Raw genomic sequence first — 20,061 nt, forward strand, 5'->3', positions numbered from 1 at the left:
CCCTGCCTCCTCGCTTCAGTTCATCGGCGCGCCGCCCTCGGCCTTGCGCCGCGCCACAAAGGCATCGAGCGCCTCGGCCACACCAGGGTCCAGCGCGGGTTCCTCGTATTCCTGCAAGAGCGTCTTCCACACGGTATTGGCCCGCGCCCGCGCGTCGATGCCGCCGCGGTCGAGCCAGGTCGGGTGGTTGTCCCAGTTAGACAGCAGCGGCGCATGGAACGCGGTCTCATAGCGTTCCATCGTGTGCGCGGTGCCGAAGAAATGCCCGCCAGGCCCGGCCTCGGCCACGGCATCGAGGGCCAGCGCCTCAGGCGAGGTGTCGATGGGTTCGAAGTAGGCGTCCATCATCATGAGGAGTTCCGCATCGAGGATCAGCTTCTCGAAGCTTGCCGTCAGCCCACCGTGGAGCCACCCGGCCCCGTGTTCCAGCAGATGCGCGCCCCCCATCAGCGCACCCCAGAGCGCCATCTGGGATTCGTAGGCCGCCTGCGCATCGACCTCGTTCGCGGCCGTGACGTTAGACGACCGGAACGGCACCCCCACATGCCGCGCCAGCTGGCCCGACGCCTGCGCGGCCTTCACGTATTCCGGGGTGCCGAAGGCAGGGCTTCCCGACCGCATGTCGACGTTCGAGGTGAAGCCACCATAAAGAACCGGCGCGCCGGGGCGCACGATCTGGGTCAGCGCGATGCCCGCCAACGCCTCGGCGTGCTGCTGTGCTAGCGCGCCCGCCAGCGTCACCGGCGCCATGGCCCCGGCGAGCGTGAACGGGGTGATCGCCAGCGCCTGCCCGTGTTCGGCCATGGCGATCAGCCCCTCGGCCATGGGAATATCGAGCTGCAGCGGAGAATTGGTGTTGATGACACCGACCAGCGCCGGGCGGTCGATCAACCCCTCGGGCGTGGTGCCAAGGGCCATCGCCGCCATTTCGATCCCGTCCAGGGTGCGCGCCCGTCCCAGCGTCTGCCCCTGCCAGGTCTTGTCGAGAAGGCCGATCTGCGCGCGGTAGATGTCAAGGTGCCGGGTGTTGGCGGGCAGGTCCATCGGCTCGAACGGCCCGCCGCCTTCCTGATGGATGACGTTCAGGACCTGCACCAGCTTCAGGAAATCGCACATCTCCTCGAAGGTTCCGTCGCGCCGTCCCCGGTCGTTGTCCATCACATAGGCCGGGCCGCCGACAGAGGTGTAGACGCAGAGGTTTCCGCCGACCCTCACGTCGTGCGCAGGGTTGCGGGCGTGGAGCGTGAAGCGGCGCGGAACCGTCCTCAATTGCTCCTCGATCAGGCCGGGTTCGAAGCGCACGATGTCGCCCGAAACCTCTGCACCGGCGTTACGGAAAAGGGCGCGCGCGCCATTGTCGAGCACGCGCATCCCGATCCGCGCCAGAATGTCCATCCCGGCCTGGTGGATGGCGGCGACCTGGTCGCCGCTCAGCACCTCGACCGGCGCGTAGGGACGGGGACGCTGCCCGAACGCGGGCTGGGCGACGCCGGCGGATCGGCCGGCCCGTGGCCTGCGGCGGGCGGTCATTCCGCCGCCTCGCGCGGGGGGGCGATGTCGCGCATCGCAAACGGTGCGTCGCGCCGTTCGCGCTGCGGGACCAGCCCGATTTCCCGCGCCGCACGGTGCCCCTGGTAGACGGCATGCGCAATGGCGCCGGGCGCGTTGGCATCCCCGGTCAGGACAACGGACCGCATATCTTCGCGCAGCGCATCGTAAAGCGGCGATCCCCCGGTGCGCTGCCCGACGACGATCAGCGAGCGCGCCGGGATCACCTGCTGCTCACCAGTGAAGATCTGCGCCAGCGTCACCCCCTCACCGTCGAAGTCCTCGACGATCTGCAAGGTCCGGCACGCGATGCCCGCCTTGCGGAACGCCTGATGCACCAGGGGCTGTTCGTTGGTCATGATCCCCCAGGACTGCGCCGAACCCGCACTGGTGACATAAGTCGTGGCCAGCCCCTGCGCGGCCATGTGTTCGGCGACGGCCGAACCCATGTAGTAATTGTCGAAGTCGAAGACGACGACCGGCCCCTCGACCCTCGCCCCGCGCGCGATGTCGTCAGGGGTGTAGACGCGCGGCGCGGCAAGCGGCCTGGTCGGGACCTCGTTCGCGCCGCACAGGTTGGCGGTCCAGCGCGCGCCGGTGGCGATGACCACGTGATCGGCGCCGAATTCCCGCACCTCATCCGCGCCCAACTCGCTTTCTGCATGCAGCGAAACGTTGGGCATCCGCCGCAACTGGCCCAGACGGTAGTCCACCACTCGGAACCACTGGCGAAGGCCCGGCAACCGGGTCTCCCACAGCAGCCGGCCGCCGAAGTCGCGCGCCGCCTCGGCCAGCACCACCTTGAAGCCGCGCCGACCGAGTGTCAGCGCCGCCTCCAGCCCCGCCGGTCCGCCGCCAACGACCAGCACGGACCCCTCTCCGTCCCGCCGCACGATCTCGGGGTGCCAGCCATGGCGCCATTCCTCCCCCGCCGTCGGGTTCTGCGTGCAGCGCACCCAGACCCCGTCATGCCAGGAAGAGATGCAGATGTTGCAGCCGATGCATTCGCGGATCTCGTCCTCGCGCCCTTCGGCAATCTTCGCCGGCAGGAACGGGTCGGCTATCGACGGACGCGCCCCTCCGATCAGGTCGAGCACTCCGCGGCGAACCATCGACACCATCGTGTCCGGCGAGGTGAAGCGGCCTACGCCGACCACCGGCCTTTCGGTGATCGTCCTGACGAAATCGACGACCGGTTCGTGGCTGCCCTCGGGCGCGAAGCGGGACGGGGCGCAGTCGGTGGCCGAATAGTCCATCTTGACGTCGAAGAGGTCCGGCGCGTCCTTCAGAAGCCCGATGACCTCATGCGCCTCGGATGGCGCGCTCTCCGACGGCCGCGCCCGGAGTTCCTGAAGCGAGATGCGCAGGGCGACCGCGCAACGCCCGCCCGTCGCCTCGCGCACCGTGTCGATCAGTTCCTCGACCAGGCGCACGCGGTTGCGGGGCGATCCGCCATAGGCGTCGGTGCGGTGGTTGTAGTCCGAAAGCAGGAACTGGTAGGGCAGGTATCCCATGCCCGCGTAGACATAGAGGATGTCGAACCCGGCCTGTTCGGCGCGAACGGCCGCCTCGGCGTGCCAGCGGATCAGGTCGCGGATGTCGCCGGCGTCCATGACCCGGGGCCGGGCCGAGGACATGAAACCCACATGGGTCGCCATCCACGGCACGCCCGACGGCGACAGCGGTGTGTGCCGGGTGGTGCGGTTCACCGCAGCCGCGCCGCCGTGCCAAAGCTCCACCGCCGCCAGTGCCCCATGCGCATGCACGGCCTCGGTCATCACCGCATGGGCGCGCACGTCGGCCTCGTCCCAGAGCGAGGCGAAGGGAAACGGGCTGTCGTCCGACGAAGGATGCACCGAACATGCGCCGGTCGAGACGACGGCCCAGCCGCCTTCGGCCTTCATGCCGCGGAAGGCCGCGCGGACGTGCGGGTTGGCGTTGGTCATCCCCGAGGCGTGCGGAACCTGGAAGAACCGGTTCTTCGCGGTCTTGGGGCCAATCCTGACCGGATCGAACAGGATGTCGAATCTCGGGTTGCGCGGCATCGGCGTGCCTTTGTTGAACTATCGTATAGTTGCGCTGCCGCGACACCCTGTCAAGCATTGCTTTTCAAGGGCGGCGCCAACCATGTGCGCAACCCGTCACCGCCATCCGGATGCAGTTTCGTCCTAAGCCTTGTCCGGGCTGTCGAGCGGGACCGAGAAGGAGTAGTTCTCCTTCATGAAGTCGATGAAGCTGTTTCGAAACTGGCGCGTGTGTGCATGGGCGAGCGCATCGGCCCGGCTGACGTCCCTGTCGCGGATCGCCTCGAGCATCGCGGCATGTTCATCGGTCAGCAGGTAGCCGTCCCGGGTTCGTTCGATGTACTGGAAATGAAGATGCAGCATGCGCCGCCCCTGATCCAGAAGGCGTTCGTAGAAGCCGGCGAGATAGGGGTTTCGCCCCGCCGCCGCGATGGCCATGTGGAATTCCTTGTTGGCCAGCGACATGGCCAGGTGCCGCCCGCCCTTAACCGATGCCTCGAAGTCCTTCTGCCGGCGCGCGATGGCCTTCAGATCGGCATCGGTCCGCAGTTCGGCGGCCAGGCGCGTGTTCATCCGCTGGGCGATGTCCAGTGCCTCGACGTACTTGGGAAACCCGATGACGTCGATGGGCGCCACGATGGTGGACCGGTTGGCCAGTGTCACCACAAGCTCCTCCCCCGCCAGGCGGATCAGCGCCTCGCGGACGGGTGAGCGGGACATGCCGAAGCGATCTGCCAGCGTGGTTTCGTCCAGAAGCTGCCCCGGCTCCAGCGCAAGCGACAGGATCTCGTCGCGCAGGGTGTCGTAGGCGAAGCGCCAGCCGGTCCCCTTGAGCCGCCGTGGTTCGCCGTCTTCAGACATCACTTCCTCCAGACTCGCGCAAATCCACCGATACCGGCCCGCGTGCCGCCTGTCGACAAGGTTCACTTCCAGTTGACATGTCGTCACTGTGTCGGCAAGGTTAATGTCGACACAGTGCCGACAATAAACGATATACGAAAGGATGCGCGATGAAGCTTCAAGGCGTGATGCCGGCCCTTGTGACCCCGTTCGATTCGGCAGGCCAGGTCGATTTCTCAGCGCTTGGGGCGCATATGTCGAACCTGCGGGCCGCCGGTGTCTCCGGCTGGGTGCCGTGCGGTTCATCGGGCGAATACAGCCTGATGAGCGACGAGGAGCGCGACAGCGTCCTGCGCTTCGTCAAGGACTTCGCGAAACCTGGCGAGACGCTGATCGCGGGAACAAATGCGCCGCACACCGCCGGCGTCATCGCGAACACCCGGCGCGCCAGGGACATCGGCTATGACATCGTGCTGCTGGCCGTGCCGTTCTACACCAAGCCCTCGCAGTCCGAGATCATCCGCCACTTCAACGCCGTGCTCGACGCGGTAGATGTGAAGATCGTCCTTTACTCCTACCCCGGCAAGGACGGTGTCGAGATCGGCTACGAGGCACTCGACGCGATGGCGGACCATCCGCGGGTCATCGCCATCAAGGAAAGCTCGGGCAGCCTGCAGCGGGCCATCGGTATCGCGACCCGGTATGACGGCCGCATCCAGCTGGTTTCGGGTTCGGACGACATCGCGCTCGACTTCATGCTCTGGGGTGCGGACAGCTGGATCTGCGGACCGGCGAACTGCATGGCCAGGGCGGTCTGCGACCTGGACCGGACGTTCCGGTCCGGCGATCTGGCGAAGGCCAAGGCGATCATGGCCCGCCTGTGGCCGGCGATGAATTGCCTTGAGGCCGGCAAGTTCGTTCAGAAGCTCAAGTACGGGTGCGAGCTTCAGGGCACGCCGGTCGGGGCATGCCGCCTGCCGCTGGGTCCGCTTGCGGACGACGAGAAGGCCGCATTCGCGGAAGCCATGCAGCCGATACTCGACTGGAAATGATCCGGACCCGAGGCTAGCGTCACACCCCGGCAATTCAACATCTGGCGGAACGACATGACAACCGTCGTCATCGGTGCGGGCATCATCGGAACCGCGATCGCCCATGAACTGGGGCGGCGCGGCAGGCCGGTCGTCCTGATCGACCGCGATGCGCCGGGGATGGGCGCATCCTTTGGCAACGCGGCCTCGATCGCGGTGACGGAGTTCATGCCGGCATCGCGCCCCGCCATCTGGCGCCAGATACCCGGCTGGCTGCTCGACCCCGAAGGCCCCGTCCGCATCCGCCCCGCCCACATGCCGCGGCTGATACCCTGGTTCCTGCGGTTCATCGCCGCGTCGCGTCCGGCGCGCGTGCGCGAACTGGAAGCGGCGGGCGCCGCGCTGTGCACCCGTGCGCTGGACGACACGCTGGCGCTTCTGCGCGACACCGGGCTTGAGGGCGAGATCACCGAACAGGGATGTCTTTCGATCTATGCCGACGAGGCGGAGTTTCGCGGCGACCGGGAGCATCTCGACCTGCTTGAACGCTTCGGCCTTCCGCATGAGGTGCTGGACCGGCAGGCCATCCGCGCGCTTGAGCCGGAGATCGCCGAGGGAATCTGCACAGCCGTCCTGCTGCCCCAGAACCGTTCGATCCGCGATCCGCACCGGCTTGTGAGCGCGCTGGCCGAACGTTTCGCCGGACTTGGCGGAAAGATCCTGCGCGGCGAGGTTGCGACCTTCACCCGGTCCGATGCGATCCGCGAGGTCGTGTTGACGGACGGGCGCAGGATCGCCGCCGACGCGGTGCTAATCAGCGCGGGTGCCCATTCCGCTGGAGACCGAGCGCGGCTATCACACGCAGATCATGTCGCCCGGGATTCACCTGCACCACTCGCTCATCTGGCCGGCGCGCGCCTTCATGGTCACGCCGACGGCGAGCGGCATCCGGGTCGGCGGAACGGTGGAGATGGCGGGCCTCGACGCGGCGCCGGACTATCGTCGGTCGAGGATCACGGTCAGGGCTGCGCAAATCGCCCTTCCCAACCTCAGGTGCGCCGACTTCACCGAATGGATGGGCCACAGGCCGGCCTTGCCCGACACTGTACCCATCATCTCTGCCTCGGCCCGGACCCGGGGCGTTTTCTACGCAACCGGCCACGGTCATCTCGGGCTGACCTGCGCCGCGACGACGGCGCGCCTGATCGGGGACCTCGTGACCGGGGCGAAACCGCCGATCGACCTGTATCCCTATCGTATCAACCGGTTCTGAGGAGGAATGAATGACGCAGAAAGTATGTCTTGTCACCGGCGGCGGTCGCGGCATCGGTGCCGCCGTCGCGCGTGAAATGCACGCCCAGGGTTACAGCCTCGTGCTGATGTCACCGTCGGAAAGCTGCGAAACACTGGCCGCGGAACTCGGCGGCGTCGCCCGCCGCGGCGTAGCGCAGAACCCCGACGACCTCGCCGGCATCGTCGACCTGGCGATGAAGACCCATGGGAGGATCGACGCGGTGCTCAACCACACCGGCCACCCCCCCAAGGGCGATCTGCTGGAGATCACGGACGAGAACTGGGACCTTGCCAACGACATGATCGTGAAGTCGGTGGTCCGGATGGCGCGCCTGGTCACGCCGATCATGGAAGCGCAGGGCGGCGGTGCCATCGTCAACGTGACGACCTATGCCGCGTTCGAGCCGTCGCCATGGTTTCCGGCCTCCTGCGTCTACCGCGCCGGGGTGTCGTCGTTCACCAAGCTTTATGCCGACCGCTACGGGCCGAAGAACATCCGGATGAACTGCCTGATGCCCGGCTTTACCGACAGCCTCGACGTCGGCAAGTTCGCGGACCTCACGGCACTTAAACGCATCGCCAGGGTCGAGGAGCAGGCGAAGGCCGCGGCCTTCCTGCTGACCGACGCGTCAAGCTACATCACCGGGCAGAGCCTCCGGGTCGATGGCGGGCTGACCCGGCATGTTTGATCCGGACCAGGCAGGGGTTGGAAAGGGCCGGCATTATGTTCGAACGCTGCCTTGATACCCTTCTGGTCCATTGCCAGGGCGAGATCGGAAAGGTGATCGTGGGCGGCGCGCCCGACCTTCCCGGCGCCACGATCCTTGACAAGATGAACCACCTCAACCGGACCGACGACAGCTTTCGCCGGTTCGCCGTGTTCGAGCCGCGCGCCCATGTCGCGATGACGACCAACCTGCTTTTGCCCCCGACCCGCCCGGATGCCGACGCAGGGTTCATCGTGCTGCAGTCCGACCGGGCCCATCCGATGAGCGGATCGAACGCGATCTGCGTGGTGACGGCCCTGATAGAGACCGGACGGGTCCCGGTCACGGGCCCGCAAGCCCTGGTGCGGCTGGACACGGCCGCGGGCCTGATCGTCGCCCGCGTGGAGGTCCGGGACGGCAGGTGCCTGTCGGTCAGTTTGGACAATGTACCGGCCTTCGCGCTTGCGCTTGACGCACCCTTGCGCACCAGCCGGTTCGGCACGATCCGCGCCGACATCGCCTTCGGCGGCGTGTTCTATGCCCTGGTCGACGTCGCGCAGATCGGCCTGAAGATCGAACCCGCCGAGGCGCGCGCGCTTGCCGAGGCGGGCATGTCCATCAAGGCCGATCTGGCCGGGCAGGTGACCGTCGCCCACCCCGAAATCGCGGATCTGACCCAGATCGCCTACGTGATGTTCCGTGATCGCGATGCGGATAGCGCCGTGCGCACATGCACCACCCTGATGCCCGGCCGGGTGGATCGTTCACCCTGCGGCACCGGGTCATCCGCCAATCTCGCCTGCCTTCTTGCCCGGGGGGAGGTGGGAACGGGCGACGTCCGGCTGTCGCGCAGCATCATCGGCGGAACCTTTGCCGCCGAGGCGCTGGGGGAAACCACGGTCGGCCCGTACCGCGCCGTCCTGCCCCGCATCACCGGGCAGGCGTGGATCTACGGGCGCGAACAGCTGCGGATCAGCCCCGACGATCCGTTCCCGGCGGGCTTTGCCCTGTCGGACACCTGGGGCCCCTACGCCGGCGACCTTTGACGGGGCAACGCGACGGGGCAGCCGATTGGGCACGGTGCCGCGGATCGTGTCCGCTAGAACCCAAAAGCCACGCAGCTTCTTCAAGCTGCGTGGCTTTTGTCTGGTGAGTGGTGCCGGTGAAGGGACTCGAACCCCCGACCCCATCATTACGAATGACGTGCTCTACCAGCTGAGCTACACCGGCACTTTCCTGCGACGTCGCGCGTCGCGATGCGCTGGCCGGTCTGACCCCGCCGCCGCATCGTGGCCGGGCTGATAGCATCAACACCGCCCAGTGTGTAGTCCTATTTTGCGTCTTTTTCTGCCGCCGACTCCGCTGCGTCACCGACGATCACGTAGTCCGCCGCGGGAACCGCAAAGTCGCCGGCCGCGGGCGGAGCCTCGGCGCGCTCACCCACGATCAGCGGCAACATGTCGGCACCTCCGGCCGGGCCAAGGCTGCCCTCCTGCGCCTCGCGCCAGCTGAACGTGTCGAAGCCGCCGCAATTCGCGCAGACCGGCGCCCAGTGCGGTTCGATGTTGTGGCAGTTGTCGCAGACCCATTGGGGGCCGCGACTGGCCGTCACGGCGCGGGCGAGCCAGCCGCGCACCACCGCATCGGGTGACCCCTCCCCCCGCTCTATGGCCGCCATGATCGTCAGGGCGCGGGCCGTGGGGTGCGCCTGAGCGAGCGTTCCCATCGCGCGCCGCGCGGCCGGGAAATCCTCGGCCGCGATGCTGAGTTCGGCCCTGAGGAGCCGGCTTTCCTCGTGGTCGGGACGGGCGGCGATCAGCACCTCGAACCGCTTCAACCGCGCCTGGGGCGTCTCGTTTGGGTCGATCGCAGCGAAGGCTGCGGCCAGGTCGGGGTGGGGTTGCGCCGACCAGGCCTTGATCAGCAGTCGCTGCGCCAGTTTGGGCTTGCCGCCGGTGATGTAAGCCTGCGCCGCCATCGCCGCGGCGGGAATGAGATCGGGTGAGGCCTTGTTCGCGGCGATCGCCGCCTCGCGCGCCTCGATCGAGGCGTTCTCATCGAAGACCTCCCGCGCCTCCTGGAGGGCGAGGACCGCGTCCCTGCGGCTGTGGACGTCGCGCGGCAGAAGCCCCTGCTTCAGCTTCGCGCCCAGCACCTTGCGCGCACCTCGCCAATCCCCCGTCCCGGTCTGAAGCCTGAGGAGCGTGTCCTGCACGCCCGCGTGGCGGGGGTTGAGGGAAAAGGCCTTCTCGGCCAGCTTCAGCGCAGTGGCGGTGTCCCCTTCCGACAGCTTCTGCATCAAGAGACCGCGCACCCCCACGAACCGGGTCCGGTCATCCGCGAGCAGCCGCTTGTAGACTTCGGTGGCGCGGCGGGTGTCGCCGGCCAGTTCGGCGGCCTGAGCCATCAGCAGGTTGGTCAGTTCGGGCCGCTCCAGAAACCGCTCGGCGCGGACGGCCTTGGCCATCGCCACGCGCCCGTCGCCGGAGGCTATCGCCATCATCCCCTCGGCCAGGGCCTCGAACCCCTTCCGTTCCCGGTTGCGGTTGAAGTAGCGGCTGATCGCGGTTTCGTCCCCGTTCAGGAACCGCAGGGTCGCGACAACCAGCCCCAGCGCCCGAAGGCCGATCCAGACCACCAGGACCGCCAGTACACCCGCAATCGCCGCCTGAAGCGGGCCCAGCGTGAATTCGGTGCTGCCGATGACAAGGCGCAGCCCCGGCCCCTGATCGGCCAGATGCCCCGCAAGCAGCGTCAGCGCCGCGACCACGGCGACGAAGGCCACTATCTTGATGAAGGACCAGATCATCGGACGCCTTTCATTCCACCGCCGCCACAAGGGCCGAAAGCGCGTTCAGCGCGGCCACCCGACGCTCTGCCAGCCCGATCCACTCTGCCATGACCGCCCGGCCGCCTTCCGGAAGCGCACCAATCTCGGCGATGGCCGCGGGGATGTCCCCTGCCGTCAGCGCCGCCCCGGCGCGCGACAGGACGGCATCGGGATCGTCGCCCGCGCGCGGCGTCAGCGACCGTGCCCCGGTCTGGCTGCGCAGGAATGCCGATATGCGATCCGCCCAGCTCTCGCCCGCCGCTTCGCGCAGGGACACTGTCAGGGCCTCGCGTGCGGCGGCTTCGAAGCGGGCCTGGAGAAGCTGCGCGGTCGGAATGCCCTTGGCCTGATCGGCAAGTTCGGCAGGCGCCGTGACCCCCGCAGCGGCAAGGTTCGCGAGTGCACCGTCGATGGCGCCACCGCTTTCAACCGCGGCGCGCAGATGGCTGAGCGCGGCACGCGCCAGGGCGCGCTGGCCCTCGGCCTCGGCCTCGGCGCGGATGCGTGCGGCATCCTCCTCGGCGGCGCGCAACCTCTCCTCGGCGGCGGCGGACAGGCTGGTCAGGCGCTCCTCCAGCGTGGTGCTTTCGCCGCGCTGCCGTTCGATCTCGGCCTTGAGCGCGGCAATCTCCCGCTCGAATGACTGAAGTGCGGCCGGGGAAACGCCGTCGCCCGAAACCGGCAGGCGTTCGACCGCGGTCACCCGCTCTTCCAGCGCCGTCAACCTGTCCCCGATGCCGGCAAGTCCGTCGGCCGCCGCCTGCCGCGCGGCCTGCGCCGATGCCTCTGCGGCCGAAACCCGTTCGGAAAGCGCGGCCAGTTCGGCCGGGTCCGCACCCGGAACAAAGGTGGCCACGCGCCCCTCGAGTGCTGTCAGGTCGGCATCCTGCGTGCCGATCTCGGCCTTCAGCGCCGCGATGGATTCCTTCAACTCGGTCGTCGGCGCGGCGCTGGGCAGGGCGTAGTAGGCCGCGCCGAATCCCGCGCCCGCCGCGATGATGCCGCCCAGGATCGGGCCGACCCAGCCGCCGGCCGACCCTTTCCGGCGGGGCGGGGATGGCTGTTCGTCCGGAACGCGGGGCTCGTCATCCGCATCCGCGGCTGCCGAAACCGCCTCGGGGGCCGTTACAGATGCCTCCGGCTCATGGGCCTCAGGTTCGCCGGCAGGAACGGTGTCCGCGGGTTCCTCGCCCTCTGTGTGCTTGCTTTTGGCCAATCGCGCCTCCCGATCGTCAGTCCCGCACCGGGGCCGCCATCTGCAATCTAGACCCCGAACGGGCGCGCCTCAAGCCGAACTGCCTGCGGCAATCAGCGCAGCCAGCGCGTCGAGCATCGCACCCGCGTCCGGATGCCGGGCGATGCGCATGGCGGCGGGTGCCAGCGGTCCCGCAGCTTCGGCGACGCGCGCGCTCATCGCCGCCACCAGCAGGGGGGCCCTTGCACCGGCCATCTCGGCGACGGCCCGGTGTGCCGATGCGGGGGAGAATAGCGGCAGGAGGAGCGGTTCCGGCCCTTCCAGCGCGTGCCGAAGTGGCGCATCCGCGGGGCGGGTGACCTGTTCGTAGACGATGGCTGAAACAGTCTCTATTCCAGCCGATATGAACGATTTTTCCAGATCGAAGGCAACCTCCGCGCCGCGCGGATAGGCGATGCGGCGCGGGTGGACTTCGCCCGCGATCCAGCCGGCGAGTGCTGCCGCGTCCCCGGGCCCGGTGCGCGCGTCGAAACCGGCGGCCCGTGCAATCTCTGCCGTCCGCGACCCGACACAGAGCGCGGGCAGGTCCCGGCGCGGGCAGAGGCGCGCGAAGCCCGTGACGGCATTGCCTGAGGTGAAGACGACGGCATCGCACCCCTCAAGCGGGATGGCTGCGTCCCTCGAGAAAATCTCGGTCAGCGGCGACAGGATCACCGGCCAATCCGCGCCGAACCGCGCGCGAAACTCATCCGCGAACTGCCGAGACTGCGGTTCGGGCCGGATCAGGATCAGCGTCGGTCGGAAAATCGCGCACCTCCTTCCGGCCCGCCGGGATTGTGTGACGTCCCTTCGGGTGTTACCTGCCGGAACGGGGCCGCGCAACCAGCAGGATCATGGGCGAAGGGATTACCATACTCGGGCTCGAAAGCAGTTGCGACGACACAGCCGCCGCTGTCGTCCGCCTGGCTGGAGAGAGCCGCGCGATCCTTTCGTCGGTGGTCGAGGGGCAGGCCGCTCTGCACGCCGCCTTTGGCGGTGTCGTGCCGGAAATCGCCGCCCGCGCCCATGCAGAGCGAATCGATGTCTGCGTCGAGCGCGCGCTGGAGGGGGCGGGAACGCGCCTGTCGGAGATTGACGCCATCGCCGTCACCGCCGGGCCGGGCCTGATCGGCGGCGTCCTGGCCGGGGTGATGTGCGCCAAGGGCATCGCGGCCGCCACCGGCCTGCCGATCATCGGCATCAATCACCTTGCCGGCCACGCGCTGACCCCGCGGCTGACCGACGGGCTGGCATTCCCCTACCTGATGCTCCTCGTTTCGGGCGGGCATTGCCAGTTCATCCTCGTCGAGGGGCCAGAGGATTTCACCCGCCTTGGCGGCACCATCGACGATGCGCCGGGCGAGGCCTTCGACAAGACGGCAAAGCTTCTGGGCCTGCCCCAGCCCGGCGGCCCCTCGGTCGAGGCCGAGGCGTCGCGGGGCGATGCCGCGCGCTTTGCCTTTCCGCGCCCGCTGCTGGACCGGCCGGGGTGCGATCTGTCCTTCTCGGGCCTCAAGACCGCGCTTCTGCGCGCGCGCGACGGGGTGGTGGCACAGAGGGAGGGGCTGACAGCCCGGGATCGCGCGGACCTTTGCGCCGGCTTCCAGGCCGCGGTGGTCGAGGTGCTGGCGGTCAAATCTGCCCGTGCGCTGGATGCCTGCCTTGACCGTTCGCCCGGCATGTCGGCCTTCGCCGTTGCGGGCGGGGTCGCTGCGAACCAGGCGGTTCGCGTCGCGCTCGAACGGGTCGCGGCGGAACGCGGCGTGCGGTTCCTGGCGCCGCCGCTTGCGCTGTGCACCGACAACGCCGCGATGATCGCCTGGGCGGGGATCGAGCGGTTCCGACTGGGCCATCGCGACGGGCTGGACCTGTCCGCAAGGCCGCGCTGGCCACTTGACCAGCACAGCGCGCCGATGCTTGGCGCCGGCAAGAAGGGGGCCAAGGCATGACCGTGGCGGTTCTGGGAGCGGGCGCATTCGGCACGGCGCTGGCCATTGCCCTTGCCCGCAACGGGGCCGAGGTCGGGATCTGGGCCCGCGACCCCGCGCACGCGGCCGCAATGCAGGCGACGGGGCGCAACGACCGGCGGCTGCCGGGGGTGGAACTGCCCGAAACCGTCACTGTTTCGGCCGATCTGGCCAGTTTCGTGGCGGCGCGGACCCTGCTTCTGGCGCTGCCGATGCAACAGCTTGACAGCTTCGTCCGCAGCCATGCGGCGACCCTGGCCGGCCGGTCCCTGGTGGCCTGCTGCAAGGGGATCGACCTGGCCACCGGCCGCGGGCCGACCGCCATCATCGCCTCTGCCTGTCCTTCGGCGACGGCGGCGATCCTGACCGGGCCCAGCTTTGCCGCCGACATCGCGCGCGGCCTGCCCACCGCGCTGACCCTTGCCTGCGCCTTGGAACGGGCCGGTGCAGCGCTTCAGTCCGAACTCTCCACCCCGGTCCTGCGCCTTTACCGGACCGAGGACACCGCCGGCGCCGAACTGGGCGGGGCGCTCAAGAACGTGATCGCGATCGCCGCGGGTGTCGTGATCGGCGCGGGCCTCGGTGACAGCGCGCGGGCCGCCCTGATGACGCGGGGCTTCGCCGAGATGAGCCGGATGGCCATTGCCCTGGGGGCGCGGGCCGAAACGCTGGCGGGGCTGTCCGGCTTCGGCGATCTGGTGCTGACCTGCACCTCGGCGCAATCGCGCAACTTCCGCTATGGCCATGCCCTCGGCGCAGGCGAAGGCTTCGATGCCTCCGTCACCGTGGAAGGTGCGGCCACCGCCGAGGCGGCAAGCGCGCTGGCGTCGCGGTCCGGCATCGACGTTCCCGTCACCGACATGGTCGCCGCCCTTGTCCGCGGCCGTGTTTCCGTTCCGCAGGCCGTCGAGGCGCTGCTTTCCCGTCCCCTCAAGAAGGAATGACCATGAACTTCGCCGTTCTTTGCCGCGACAAGCCCGGCCACCTGCAGACGCGTCTCGACAATCGAGCCGCGCATCTGGCCTATATCGAGGCGACCGGAATCGTCGCCCTTGCGGGCCCGCTGATCGAGAACGGCCAGATGTCCGGTTCCCTCATCATCCTTGACTGCGCCGACCGCGCCGCCGCCGATGCCTGGGTGGCGGGCGATCCCTATGGCAAGGCCGGGCTGTTCGAGGCTGTCACGGTCACCGAATGGAAGCGTGTGGTGGGCTGATGGCGTACTGGCTTTTCAAGTCCGAGCCCGACGCCTGGAGCTGGGACCAGCAGGTTGCGAAGGGCGCGGCCGGAGAGGAATGGACCGGCGTCCGCAACTATCAAGCCCGCAACAACATGCGCGCGATGAAGACGGGCGATCTGGGATTCTTCTACCACTCCAACATCGGGAAGGAGATCGTCGGCATCGTCGAGGTTTCGGCCGAATGCCACCCTGATTCCTCGACCGACGATCCGCGCTGGGAATGCGTCGACATTCGCGCCGTCAGAGCCTTGCCCCGCCCCATCACCCTTGATGAGGCGAAGGCGGACCCAAGGCTCGCGGATATGGCGCTGGTCAAGAACACGCGCCTGTCGGTGCAGCCCGTCACCGAAGCCGAATGGAAGATCGTCTGCGAACTTGCGGGCCTGTAGACCGGAGCGCCGGCTGACGGCATGATGGCGCCACGAAACAGCGCGAGGTTCCATCATGTCTCTTCTCAGCGTGCTTGTCGCTGCCGCGGCGGGCTATGCCTTGGGCGCGGTCTGGTACATGTCCCTGTCAGCCCGCTGGATTGCCGCTGCGGGCGTCGCCTGCGATGCCAACGGCAAGCCGGTCAACAAGAGCGTCACGCCCTTCATCCTGTCCGCGGTGGCCATGCTTCTGGTCGCCGGCATGATGCGCCACATCTTCGGCATGGCGGGGATCGACGGCCTGGGGGCCGGACTGGTGGCCGGCCTGGGTCTTGGTGCCTTCATCGCCGCACCCTGGATCATGATCAACTATGCGTATGCGGACCGCCCGCGGGCGCTGACCTTCATCGACGGCGGCTATGCCGTCCTTGGCTGCGCCCTCATCGGCGCGGTGCTTGGATTGTTCTAGAAATCGACGGGGTCCCGGGCGCACGGTCCGGGACCCCTTGCCACCCCGGCGCACCCCTGCACCATCCGTGACATGTTCGGTCTCGACCGTACTGGCCTGTTGATGCCGAACATAGCTTGCAGCCACGTCCCAGGCAAGCGCTGTTTCCTTACAAAATCAAATGAAATCAATGAATTGTCTTAACACAGCATTAACCCTGTTCCTGCCGTTTCAGGGGTGATGCGCCTCGGCGCCAAGCTGCACGACAAGCATGTAATAGAGAACCGCCCGATACTTCGGATCACCGGCGGTCCCGTACATTTCCACCGAGGCGCGGATCGCCTCGGACAGTTCAGGCCCATCGGGCAGGGCGAGCTTGCGCACCAGGAAGTTGCGCCGGATCCGGTCCAGTTCGGCGGGGTCGTCGACATCGACGGTGCCGCCGTCCGGCGCGAAGATGAGGGGGCCGCAGCCGTCAACCACCCGGTTCAGCAGCGCCGCATCGGGTTCCAGCGCGCATTTGCTGCGCAATTCATCGGCGTAGAGCGCGACCAACTCTGCCCTGCGGCCCGTGTTCATGACCCATCCTCCGGTCGGCAAGGATAGGAACGAAATCTGTCGCGGCAAGAAAAAACCCCCGCCGGGGCGGGGGTTCGGGCAGGTCGTATCATCAATAGCGGTAGTGGTCCGACTTGAACGGACCGTCGACCGTCACGCCGATATAGTCGGCCTGCTCCGGGCGAAGCTGCGTCAGCTTCACGCCGATCTTCGCCAGATGCAGGCGCGCCACCTTTTCATCCAGATGCTTGGGCAGGATGTAGACCCCGGGGGTGTAGTCCCCGCCCCTGGTCCAAAGCTCGATCTGCGCCAGGACCTGGTTGGTAAAGCTGGCCGACATCACGAACGACGGATGGCCCGTCGCGTTGCCAAGGTTCAGAAGGCGCCCTTCGGACAGCAGGATGATCCGGTTGCCCGAGGGCATCTCGATCATGTCCACCTGGTCCTTGATGTTGGTCCACTTGTGGTTCTTGAGCGCGGCGACCTGGATCTCGTTGTCGAAGTGTCCGATGTTGCCGACGATGGCCATGTTCTTCATCTCGCGCATGTGCTCGATGCGGATCACGTCGCGGTTGCCGGTGGTGGTGATGAAGATGTCGGCATCGCTCACCACGTCTTCGAGCACGACGACCTCATACCCGTCCATCGCCGCCTGAAGCGCGCAGATCGGATCGACCTCGGTCACCTTCACCCGCGCGCCCGCGCCGCGCAGGCTGGCAGCCGATCCCTTGCCCACGTCGCCATAGCCGCAGACCACCGCGACCTTGCCCGCCATCATCACGTCGGTCGCCCGCCGGATGCCGTCCACCAGCGATTCCTTGCAGCCGTATTTGTTGTCGAACTTCGACTTGGTGACGCTGTCGTTCACGTTGATCGCCGGGAAGGGCAGCAGGCCCTTCTTGTGCAGGTCATAAAGGCGATGCACACCGGTCGTGGTTTCTTCGGAAACCCCCCGGATCGCGTCGCGCTGCTTCGTGAACCAGCCCGGGCTTTCCTTCAGGCGCTTCTTGATCTGGTTGAACAGGCAGACCTCCTCTTCGGAGGAGGGTACCTCGATCAGCCCGGTTTCACCCGCCTCGACCCGCGCGCCCAGAAGGATGTAAAGCGTCGCGTCCCCGCCATCGTCGAGGATCATGTTGCAGGTGCCTTCCGCGAACTGGAAGATACGGTCGGTATAGGCCCAGTATTCCTCAAGCGTCTCGCCCTTGATCGCGAAGACGGGGATGCCCGCCTCGGCAATCGCCGCCGCCGCATGATCCTGGGTCGAGAAGATGTTGCACGACGCCCAGCGCACCTCGGCGCCCAGCGCCTGCAGCGTTTCGATCAGCACCGCGGTCTGAACCGTCATGTGCAGCGATCCGGCGATCCGCGCACCCTTGAGCGGTTTCGACGCGCCGAATTCCTCCCGCAGGGCCATCAGTCCCGGCATCTCGGTTTCCGCGATGTCCAGTTCCTTGCGGCCATAGCCGGCAAGCGCAATGTCCTTGATGATGTAGTCCTTGGCCATGTCTCAGCGTTCCCGAATATCTGTTTGCGGCTGCCATAGCATCCGGGCGGCTTTCGGGCAATCGCCCGGACGGTTTACATGGCCCTGTCAAGCGCCTAGTCATCGGCCAGGCGGAGGATTTCATGGCAAAGACCCCACGTGCTTGGCAAAGGATGCTGTCCGGCCGCAGGCTTGACCTGCTGGACCCGACGCCGGTCGATATCGAGATCGAGGACATCGCACACGGGTTGGCCTTCGTGGCGCGCTGGAACGGCCAGACGCTGGGCGACTGGCCCTATTCGGTGGCCGAACATTCCCTTCTGGTCGAGCAGATCTTTGCCCGCCTCAATCCCGGGATCGCGGTGCGATGGCGCCTGGCCGCGCTGCTGCACGATGCCCCGGAATATGTGATCGGGGACATGATCAGCCCGGTGAAGGCCGCGGTCGGGCCGGGATACGGCGCGCTGGACGAACGGCTGACGGCGGCGGTCCACCTGCGCTTCGGCCTGCCCGCCACCCTGCCCGCGCCGATCAAGAAGCAGATCAAGCGGGCCGACACGATATCGGCCTGGCACGAAGCCGTCAGCATCGCGGGATTCTCGCAAGACGAGGCGACGAAGTTCTTCGGACGGCCCGAAATGCCCCAGACAGGCGCGATCCGCATTGTCCTGCGCCCGCCGGTCGAGGTTCGTCTGGCCTATCTGGATCGCTTCGCTGCGCTTGTCGACGAAGGTTGAACACGCGCCGGGGGGTGCCCTCAACTCCGGTTCAGATGGCCAGATCGTCGAGCGTTTTACCCGCTTTCAGCGCGGCGACAGCCCATCCCGGCTTGCGGCCGCGACCGGACCAGGTGTTCGCGGGATTTGCCGGATCGGCATATTTGGCCTTTGCCGGGGCCCGCTTGCGCACCGGAGCGGCGCCGACCAGTTCATTCAGCGAAAAGCCAAGTGACTTTGCCGTTTCCTCGACTGCGGCGAGGGCGTCCTTCTTTCTCCGCTCTTCAAAGCCTTCGATGGCGCGCGCCACCTGCGATTGCAGGGCCTTGAGTTCCTTCAAAGACATATTGCTTAGATCGACAGCCAAGATGAAACCTCCATGGGGACTTGACCTGATGGGTCCCGGATAGAAAGCCCATTAATTCACCTTTTTTGCAACTCTAAAAATCGTCGCCCTATTTAGGGCTTCGCTTTGCAAGGATCCGCTGCAATGTCCGGCGGTGCATATTCAGACGCCGCGCGGTTTCCGAAACATTGCGATCGCACAATTCATAGACGCGCTGAATATGTTCCCACCGCACCCGGTCCGCAGACATCGGGTTTTCGGGCGGCGGCGGGAGCGTGTCTCCGCGCGCGAGCAGGGCATTGGTGATGTCGTTCGCATCCGCCGGCTTCGACAGATAGTCGGTGGCCCCGATCTTGACTGCGGCAACGGCGGTCGCGATGGCACCGTAGCCCGTCAGCACGACGACACGGCAATCCGGGCGCCTTTCGCGCAGGGTTTCCACCACATCGAGGCCGTTGCCATCCTCAAGCCGCAAATCCACGACCGCGTAGGCCGGAGGTCGCGCCATGGCCGCCGCCTTGCCCGCGGCAACGCTTTCGGCCGTCTCGGGGATGAAGCCTCGTTTCTCCATTGCCCGTGCCAGGCGCGTCACGAAGGGCGCGTCGTCATCGACAAGAAGCAGCGAGCGGTCCGGACCCAGTTCCGCAGTTTGATCTTCGGCCATGCTGCCCCCGGCTGATATCCATGGAATCGTTCTAAGGGCTGCACCGGCCGCGGTCAAATGCCGCTAGCCGGCGTGGTCCACGAAGCAGGCCACGTTCTCCGCCATCGTCTCGGGCGAAGTTTCGCGCGAATAGAACTCGACGAACCCGTGGCCGGGAAGCATCAGATAGGTCTGCGTCATGTGATCGACGAGGTAGTATTCATCCTCGGGGTTTTCGGGGACGCGGTAATAGGTCTTGTAGGCATTGGCGGCGGCGCGGATCTGCTCTTCGCTGCCGGTCAGCCCGACCAGACGCGGATGCAGATAATCCGTCCACTCCTTCAGCACTTCGGGCTTATCCCGGGCGGGATCGACGGAAATGAACACCGGGGTCACGTCGTAGCCCATTTCGTCCAGCACATCGATCGCGGCCACATTGCGGCCCATGTCTGCCGGGCAGACATCGGGGCAGAAGGTATAGCCGAAATAGACAAGGCTCGGCTTTGTGAGAACATCGCGGTCGGTAACAGTGGCGCCATTCTCGTCGACAAGCGTGAAGGCCCCGCCAATCGCGCCCGCTCCGCCGGCAATCACGCTCTGGCGGCAGTCCGCAAAGACATCCGCGCCCCTTTGTTGCGTCACGGCGAAGATCCCGATCAGAAGAACGGCAATGGCCGAACCCGAGGCGAGTGCAATTCTGCGGGTGGAAACGGACATCGAAGACCCCTCTGATCGGTTGAACGGCTTGCCGTCTGCACCTATCAATCTCCGGACCCGTTTTC

Annotated in this window: 20 protein-coding genes, 1 tRNA gene and 1 pseudogene; 10 read left to right on the top strand and 12 right to left on the bottom strand. The window is 67.0% G+C overall.

Annotation, left to right across the window (positions count from 1 at the left end; translation table 11 throughout):
• Window positions 1-15: 15 nt before the first annotated feature.
• From N5I32_RS17065 to N5I32_RS17075, 3 genes are all read right to left on the bottom strand, one after another.
• The gene (locus N5I32_RS17065) at window positions 16-1,530 is read right to left on the bottom strand and encodes a trimethylamine methyltransferase family protein (protein ID WP_261497116.1); all 1,515 of its coding nucleotides are present in this window, start codon (window positions 1,528-1,530) and stop codon (window positions 16-18) included.
• Window positions 1,527-3,593, bottom strand: a complete 2,067-nt coding sequence (locus N5I32_RS17070; RefSeq protein WP_261497117.1) for an oxidoreductase — start codon at window positions 3,591-3,593, stop codon at window positions 1,527-1,529. The genes N5I32_RS17065 and N5I32_RS17070 overlap by 4 nt, the downstream gene beginning before the upstream one ends.
• A gap of 123 nt (window positions 3,594-3,716) precedes the next feature.
• A complete protein-coding gene (locus N5I32_RS17075) occupies window positions 3,717-4,433 on the bottom strand; it encodes a GntR family transcriptional regulator (protein ID WP_261497118.1) in 717 nt (238 codons plus the stop codon).
• A 149-nt stretch (window positions 4,434-4,582) separates the two neighbouring features.
• Here N5I32_RS17075 and N5I32_RS17080 point away from each other — a divergent pair, with 149 nt between their 5' ends.
• From N5I32_RS17080 to N5I32_RS17095, 4 genes and pseudogenes are all read left to right on the top strand, one after another.
• A complete protein-coding gene (locus N5I32_RS17080) occupies window positions 4,583-5,464 on the top strand; it encodes a dihydrodipicolinate synthase family protein (RefSeq protein ID WP_261497119.1) in 882 nt (293 codons plus the stop codon).
• Between the two features lie 54 nt (window positions 5,465-5,518).
• A pseudogene (locus tag N5I32_RS17085) lies at window positions 5,519-6,716 on the top strand (NAD(P)/FAD-dependent oxidoreductase).
• A gap of 10 nt (window positions 6,717-6,726) precedes the next feature.
• On the top strand, window positions 6,727-7,425 hold the full coding sequence (locus N5I32_RS17090; protein ID WP_261497121.1) for an SDR family oxidoreductase: 699 nt from the start codon (window positions 6,727-6,729) through the stop codon (window positions 7,423-7,425).
• Between the two features lie 35 nt (window positions 7,426-7,460).
• On the top strand, window positions 7,461-8,489 hold the full coding sequence (locus tag N5I32_RS17095) for a proline racemase family protein (RefSeq protein WP_261497122.1): 1,029 nt from the start codon (window positions 7,461-7,463) through the stop codon (window positions 8,487-8,489).
• Window positions 8,490-8,597: 108 nt separating this feature from the next.
• Here N5I32_RS17095 and N5I32_RS17100 read toward each other — a convergent pair.
• The 4 genes from N5I32_RS17100 to N5I32_RS17115 all read right to left on the bottom strand — a co-directional run bounded on the left by N5I32_RS17100 (window position 8,598) and on the right by N5I32_RS17115 (window position 12,182).
• Window positions 8,598-8,673: transfer RNA gene (locus N5I32_RS17100), tRNA-Thr, on the bottom strand.
• Window positions 8,674-8,773: 100 nt separating this feature from the next.
• A complete protein-coding gene (locus tag N5I32_RS17105) occupies window positions 8,774-10,252 on the bottom strand; it encodes a heme biosynthesis protein HemY (protein WP_261497123.1) in 1,479 nt (492 codons plus the stop codon).
• 10 nt (window positions 10,253-10,262) lie between these two features.
• Window positions 10,263-11,489 carry a COG4223 family protein gene (locus N5I32_RS17110; RefSeq protein WP_261497124.1) on the bottom strand — a complete coding sequence of 409 codons (1,227 nt, stop codon included), beginning with the start codon at window positions 11,487-11,489 and terminating at the stop codon, window positions 10,263-10,265.
• A gap of 69 nt (window positions 11,490-11,558) precedes the next feature.
• Window positions 11,559-12,182 (bottom strand): uroporphyrinogen-III synthase, encoded by a 624-nt coding sequence (locus tag N5I32_RS17115; protein ID WP_261497125.1) that lies wholly within the window; start codon window positions 12,180-12,182, stop codon window positions 11,559-11,561.
• 179 nt (window positions 12,183-12,361) lie between these two features.
• Here N5I32_RS17115 and tsaD point away from each other — a divergent pair, with 179 nt between their 5' ends.
• From tsaD to N5I32_RS17140, 5 genes are read left to right on the top strand one after another with little or no spacing between them, the layout of a single operon-like run.
• Window positions 12,362-13,456 (top strand): tRNA (adenosine(37)-N6)-threonylcarbamoyltransferase complex transferase subunit TsaD, encoded by a 1,095-nt coding sequence (gene tsaD / locus N5I32_RS17120; protein ID WP_261497126.1) that lies wholly within the window; start codon window positions 12,362-12,364, stop codon window positions 13,454-13,456.
• Window positions 13,453-14,418 carry an NAD(P)H-dependent glycerol-3-phosphate dehydrogenase gene (locus N5I32_RS17125; protein WP_261497127.1) on the top strand — a complete coding sequence of 322 codons (966 nt, stop codon included), beginning with the start codon at window positions 13,453-13,455 and terminating at the stop codon, window positions 14,416-14,418. The genes tsaD and N5I32_RS17125 overlap by 4 nt, the downstream gene beginning before the upstream one ends.
• A 2-nt stretch (window positions 14,419-14,420) precedes the next feature.
• A complete protein-coding gene (locus N5I32_RS17130) occupies window positions 14,421-14,690 on the top strand; it encodes a YciI family protein (protein WP_261497129.1) in 270 nt (89 codons plus the stop codon).
• A complete protein-coding gene (locus N5I32_RS17135) occupies window positions 14,690-15,103 on the top strand; it encodes an EVE domain-containing protein (protein ID WP_261497130.1) in 414 nt (137 codons plus the stop codon). Before N5I32_RS17130 ends, N5I32_RS17135 begins: the two co-directional genes overlap by 1 nt.
• Before the next feature lie 55 nt (window positions 15,104-15,158).
• Entirely contained in the window at window positions 15,159-15,551 is a 393-nt protein-coding gene (locus N5I32_RS17140) for a DUF1761 domain-containing protein (RefSeq protein ID WP_261497131.1), read from the top strand.
• Between the two features lie 210 nt (window positions 15,552-15,761).
• Here N5I32_RS17140 and N5I32_RS17145 read toward each other — a convergent pair whose 3' ends face one another.
• Together N5I32_RS17145 and ahcY are read right to left on the bottom strand one after the other, a co-directional pair.
• On the bottom strand, window positions 15,762-16,109 hold the full coding sequence (locus N5I32_RS17145) for a DUF2853 family protein (RefSeq protein WP_261497132.1): 348 nt from the start codon (window positions 16,107-16,109) through the stop codon (window positions 15,762-15,764).
• Window positions 16,110-16,200: 91 nt separating this feature from the next.
• Entirely contained in the window at window positions 16,201-17,595 is a 1,395-nt protein-coding gene (gene ahcY, locus N5I32_RS17150; RefSeq protein WP_261497133.1) for an adenosylhomocysteinase, read from the bottom strand.
• Between the two features lie 122 nt (window positions 17,596-17,717).
• On the opposite strand from ahcY, the gene N5I32_RS17155 reads away from it, so the two are divergent.
• The gene (locus tag N5I32_RS17155; RefSeq protein ID WP_261497134.1) at window positions 17,718-18,311 is read left to right on the top strand and encodes an HD domain-containing protein; all 594 of its coding nucleotides are present in this window, start codon (window positions 17,718-17,720) and stop codon (window positions 18,309-18,311) included.
• 31 nt (window positions 18,312-18,342) lie between these two features.
• Here the strand turns inward: N5I32_RS17155 and N5I32_RS17160 are convergent, their stop codons facing one another.
• From N5I32_RS17160 to N5I32_RS17170, 3 genes are all read right to left on the bottom strand, one after another.
• Window positions 18,343-18,636, bottom strand: coding sequence for an H-NS histone family protein (locus tag N5I32_RS17160; protein WP_439648222.1), 294 nt, complete (start codon window positions 18,634-18,636; stop codon window positions 18,343-18,345).
• 109 nt (window positions 18,637-18,745) lie between these two features.
• Window positions 18,746-19,300: an ActR/PrrA/RegA family redox response regulator transcription factor gene (locus N5I32_RS17165; protein ID WP_261497326.1), complete on the bottom strand. Its 555-nt coding sequence runs from the start codon at window positions 19,298-19,300 to the stop codon at window positions 18,746-18,748.
• A gap of 63 nt (window positions 19,301-19,363) precedes the next feature.
• Window positions 19,364-19,996 (bottom strand): SCO family protein, encoded by a 633-nt coding sequence (locus N5I32_RS17170; protein ID WP_261497136.1) that lies wholly within the window; start codon window positions 19,994-19,996, stop codon window positions 19,364-19,366.
• Window positions 19,997-20,061 lie beyond the last annotated feature (65 nt).

Origin of the sequence: Albidovulum sediminis (assembly GCF_025380365.1) — a bacterium.
In the GTDB taxonomy this organism is placed as follows: domain Bacteria; phylum Pseudomonadota; class Alphaproteobacteria; order Rhodobacterales; family Rhodobacteraceae; genus Albidovulum; species Albidovulum sediminis.

Excerpts from the sequence above, each read along its gene's own strand:
- N5I32_RS17065 (WP_261497116.1), bottom strand. The coding sequence starts at position 1,530 with ATGACCGCCCGCCGCAGGCCACGGGCCGGCCGATCCGCCGGCGTCGCC.
- N5I32_RS17080 (WP_261497119.1), top strand. The coding sequence starts at position 4,583 with ATGAAGCTTCAAGGCGTGATGCCGGCCCTTGTGACCCCGTTCGATTCG.
- N5I32_RS17160 (WP_439648222.1), bottom strand. The coding sequence starts at position 18,636 with ATGTCTTTGAAGGAACTCAAGGCCCTGCAATCGCAGGTGGCGCGCGCC.
- N5I32_RS17145 (WP_261497132.1), bottom strand. The coding sequence starts at position 16,109 with ATGAACACGGGCCGCAGGGCAGAGTTGGTCGCGCTCTACGCCGATGAA.
- ahcY (WP_261497133.1), bottom strand. The coding sequence starts at position 17,595 with ATGGCCAAGGACTACATCATCAAGGACATTGCGCTTGCCGGCTATGGC.
- N5I32_RS17130 (WP_261497129.1), top strand. The coding sequence starts at position 14,421 with ATGAACTTCGCCGTTCTTTGCCGCGACAAGCCCGGCCACCTGCAGACG.
- N5I32_RS17165 (WP_261497326.1), bottom strand. The coding sequence starts at position 19,300 with ATGGCCGAAGATCAAACTGCGGAACTGGGTCCGGACCGCTCGCTGCTT.
- N5I32_RS17170 (WP_261497136.1), bottom strand. The coding sequence starts at position 19,996 with ATGTCCGTTTCCACCCGCAGAATTGCACTCGCCTCGGGTTCGGCCATT.
- tsaD (WP_261497126.1), top strand. The coding sequence starts at position 12,362 with ATGGGCGAAGGGATTACCATACTCGGGCTCGAAAGCAGTTGCGACGAC.
- N5I32_RS17135 (WP_261497130.1), top strand. The coding sequence starts at position 14,690 with ATGGCGTACTGGCTTTTCAAGTCCGAGCCCGACGCCTGGAGCTGGGAC.
- N5I32_RS17105 (WP_261497123.1), bottom strand. The coding sequence starts at position 10,252 with ATGATCTGGTCCTTCATCAAGATAGTGGCCTTCGTCGCCGTGGTCGCG.
- N5I32_RS17155 (WP_261497134.1), top strand. The coding sequence starts at position 17,718 with ATGGCAAAGACCCCACGTGCTTGGCAAAGGATGCTGTCCGGCCGCAGG.
- N5I32_RS17140 (WP_261497131.1), top strand. The coding sequence starts at position 15,159 with ATGTCTCTTCTCAGCGTGCTTGTCGCTGCCGCGGCGGGCTATGCCTTG.
- N5I32_RS17090 (WP_261497121.1), top strand. The coding sequence starts at position 6,727 with ATGACGCAGAAAGTATGTCTTGTCACCGGCGGCGGTCGCGGCATCGGT.
- N5I32_RS17075 (WP_261497118.1), bottom strand. The coding sequence starts at position 4,433 with ATGTCTGAAGACGGCGAACCACGGCGGCTCAAGGGGACCGGCTGGCGC.
- N5I32_RS17125 (WP_261497127.1), top strand. The coding sequence starts at position 13,453 with ATGACCGTGGCGGTTCTGGGAGCGGGCGCATTCGGCACGGCGCTGGCC.
- N5I32_RS17070 (WP_261497117.1), bottom strand. The coding sequence starts at position 3,593 with ATGCCGCGCAACCCGAGATTCGACATCCTGTTCGATCCGGTCAGGATT.
- N5I32_RS17095 (WP_261497122.1), top strand. The coding sequence starts at position 7,461 with ATGTTCGAACGCTGCCTTGATACCCTTCTGGTCCATTGCCAGGGCGAG.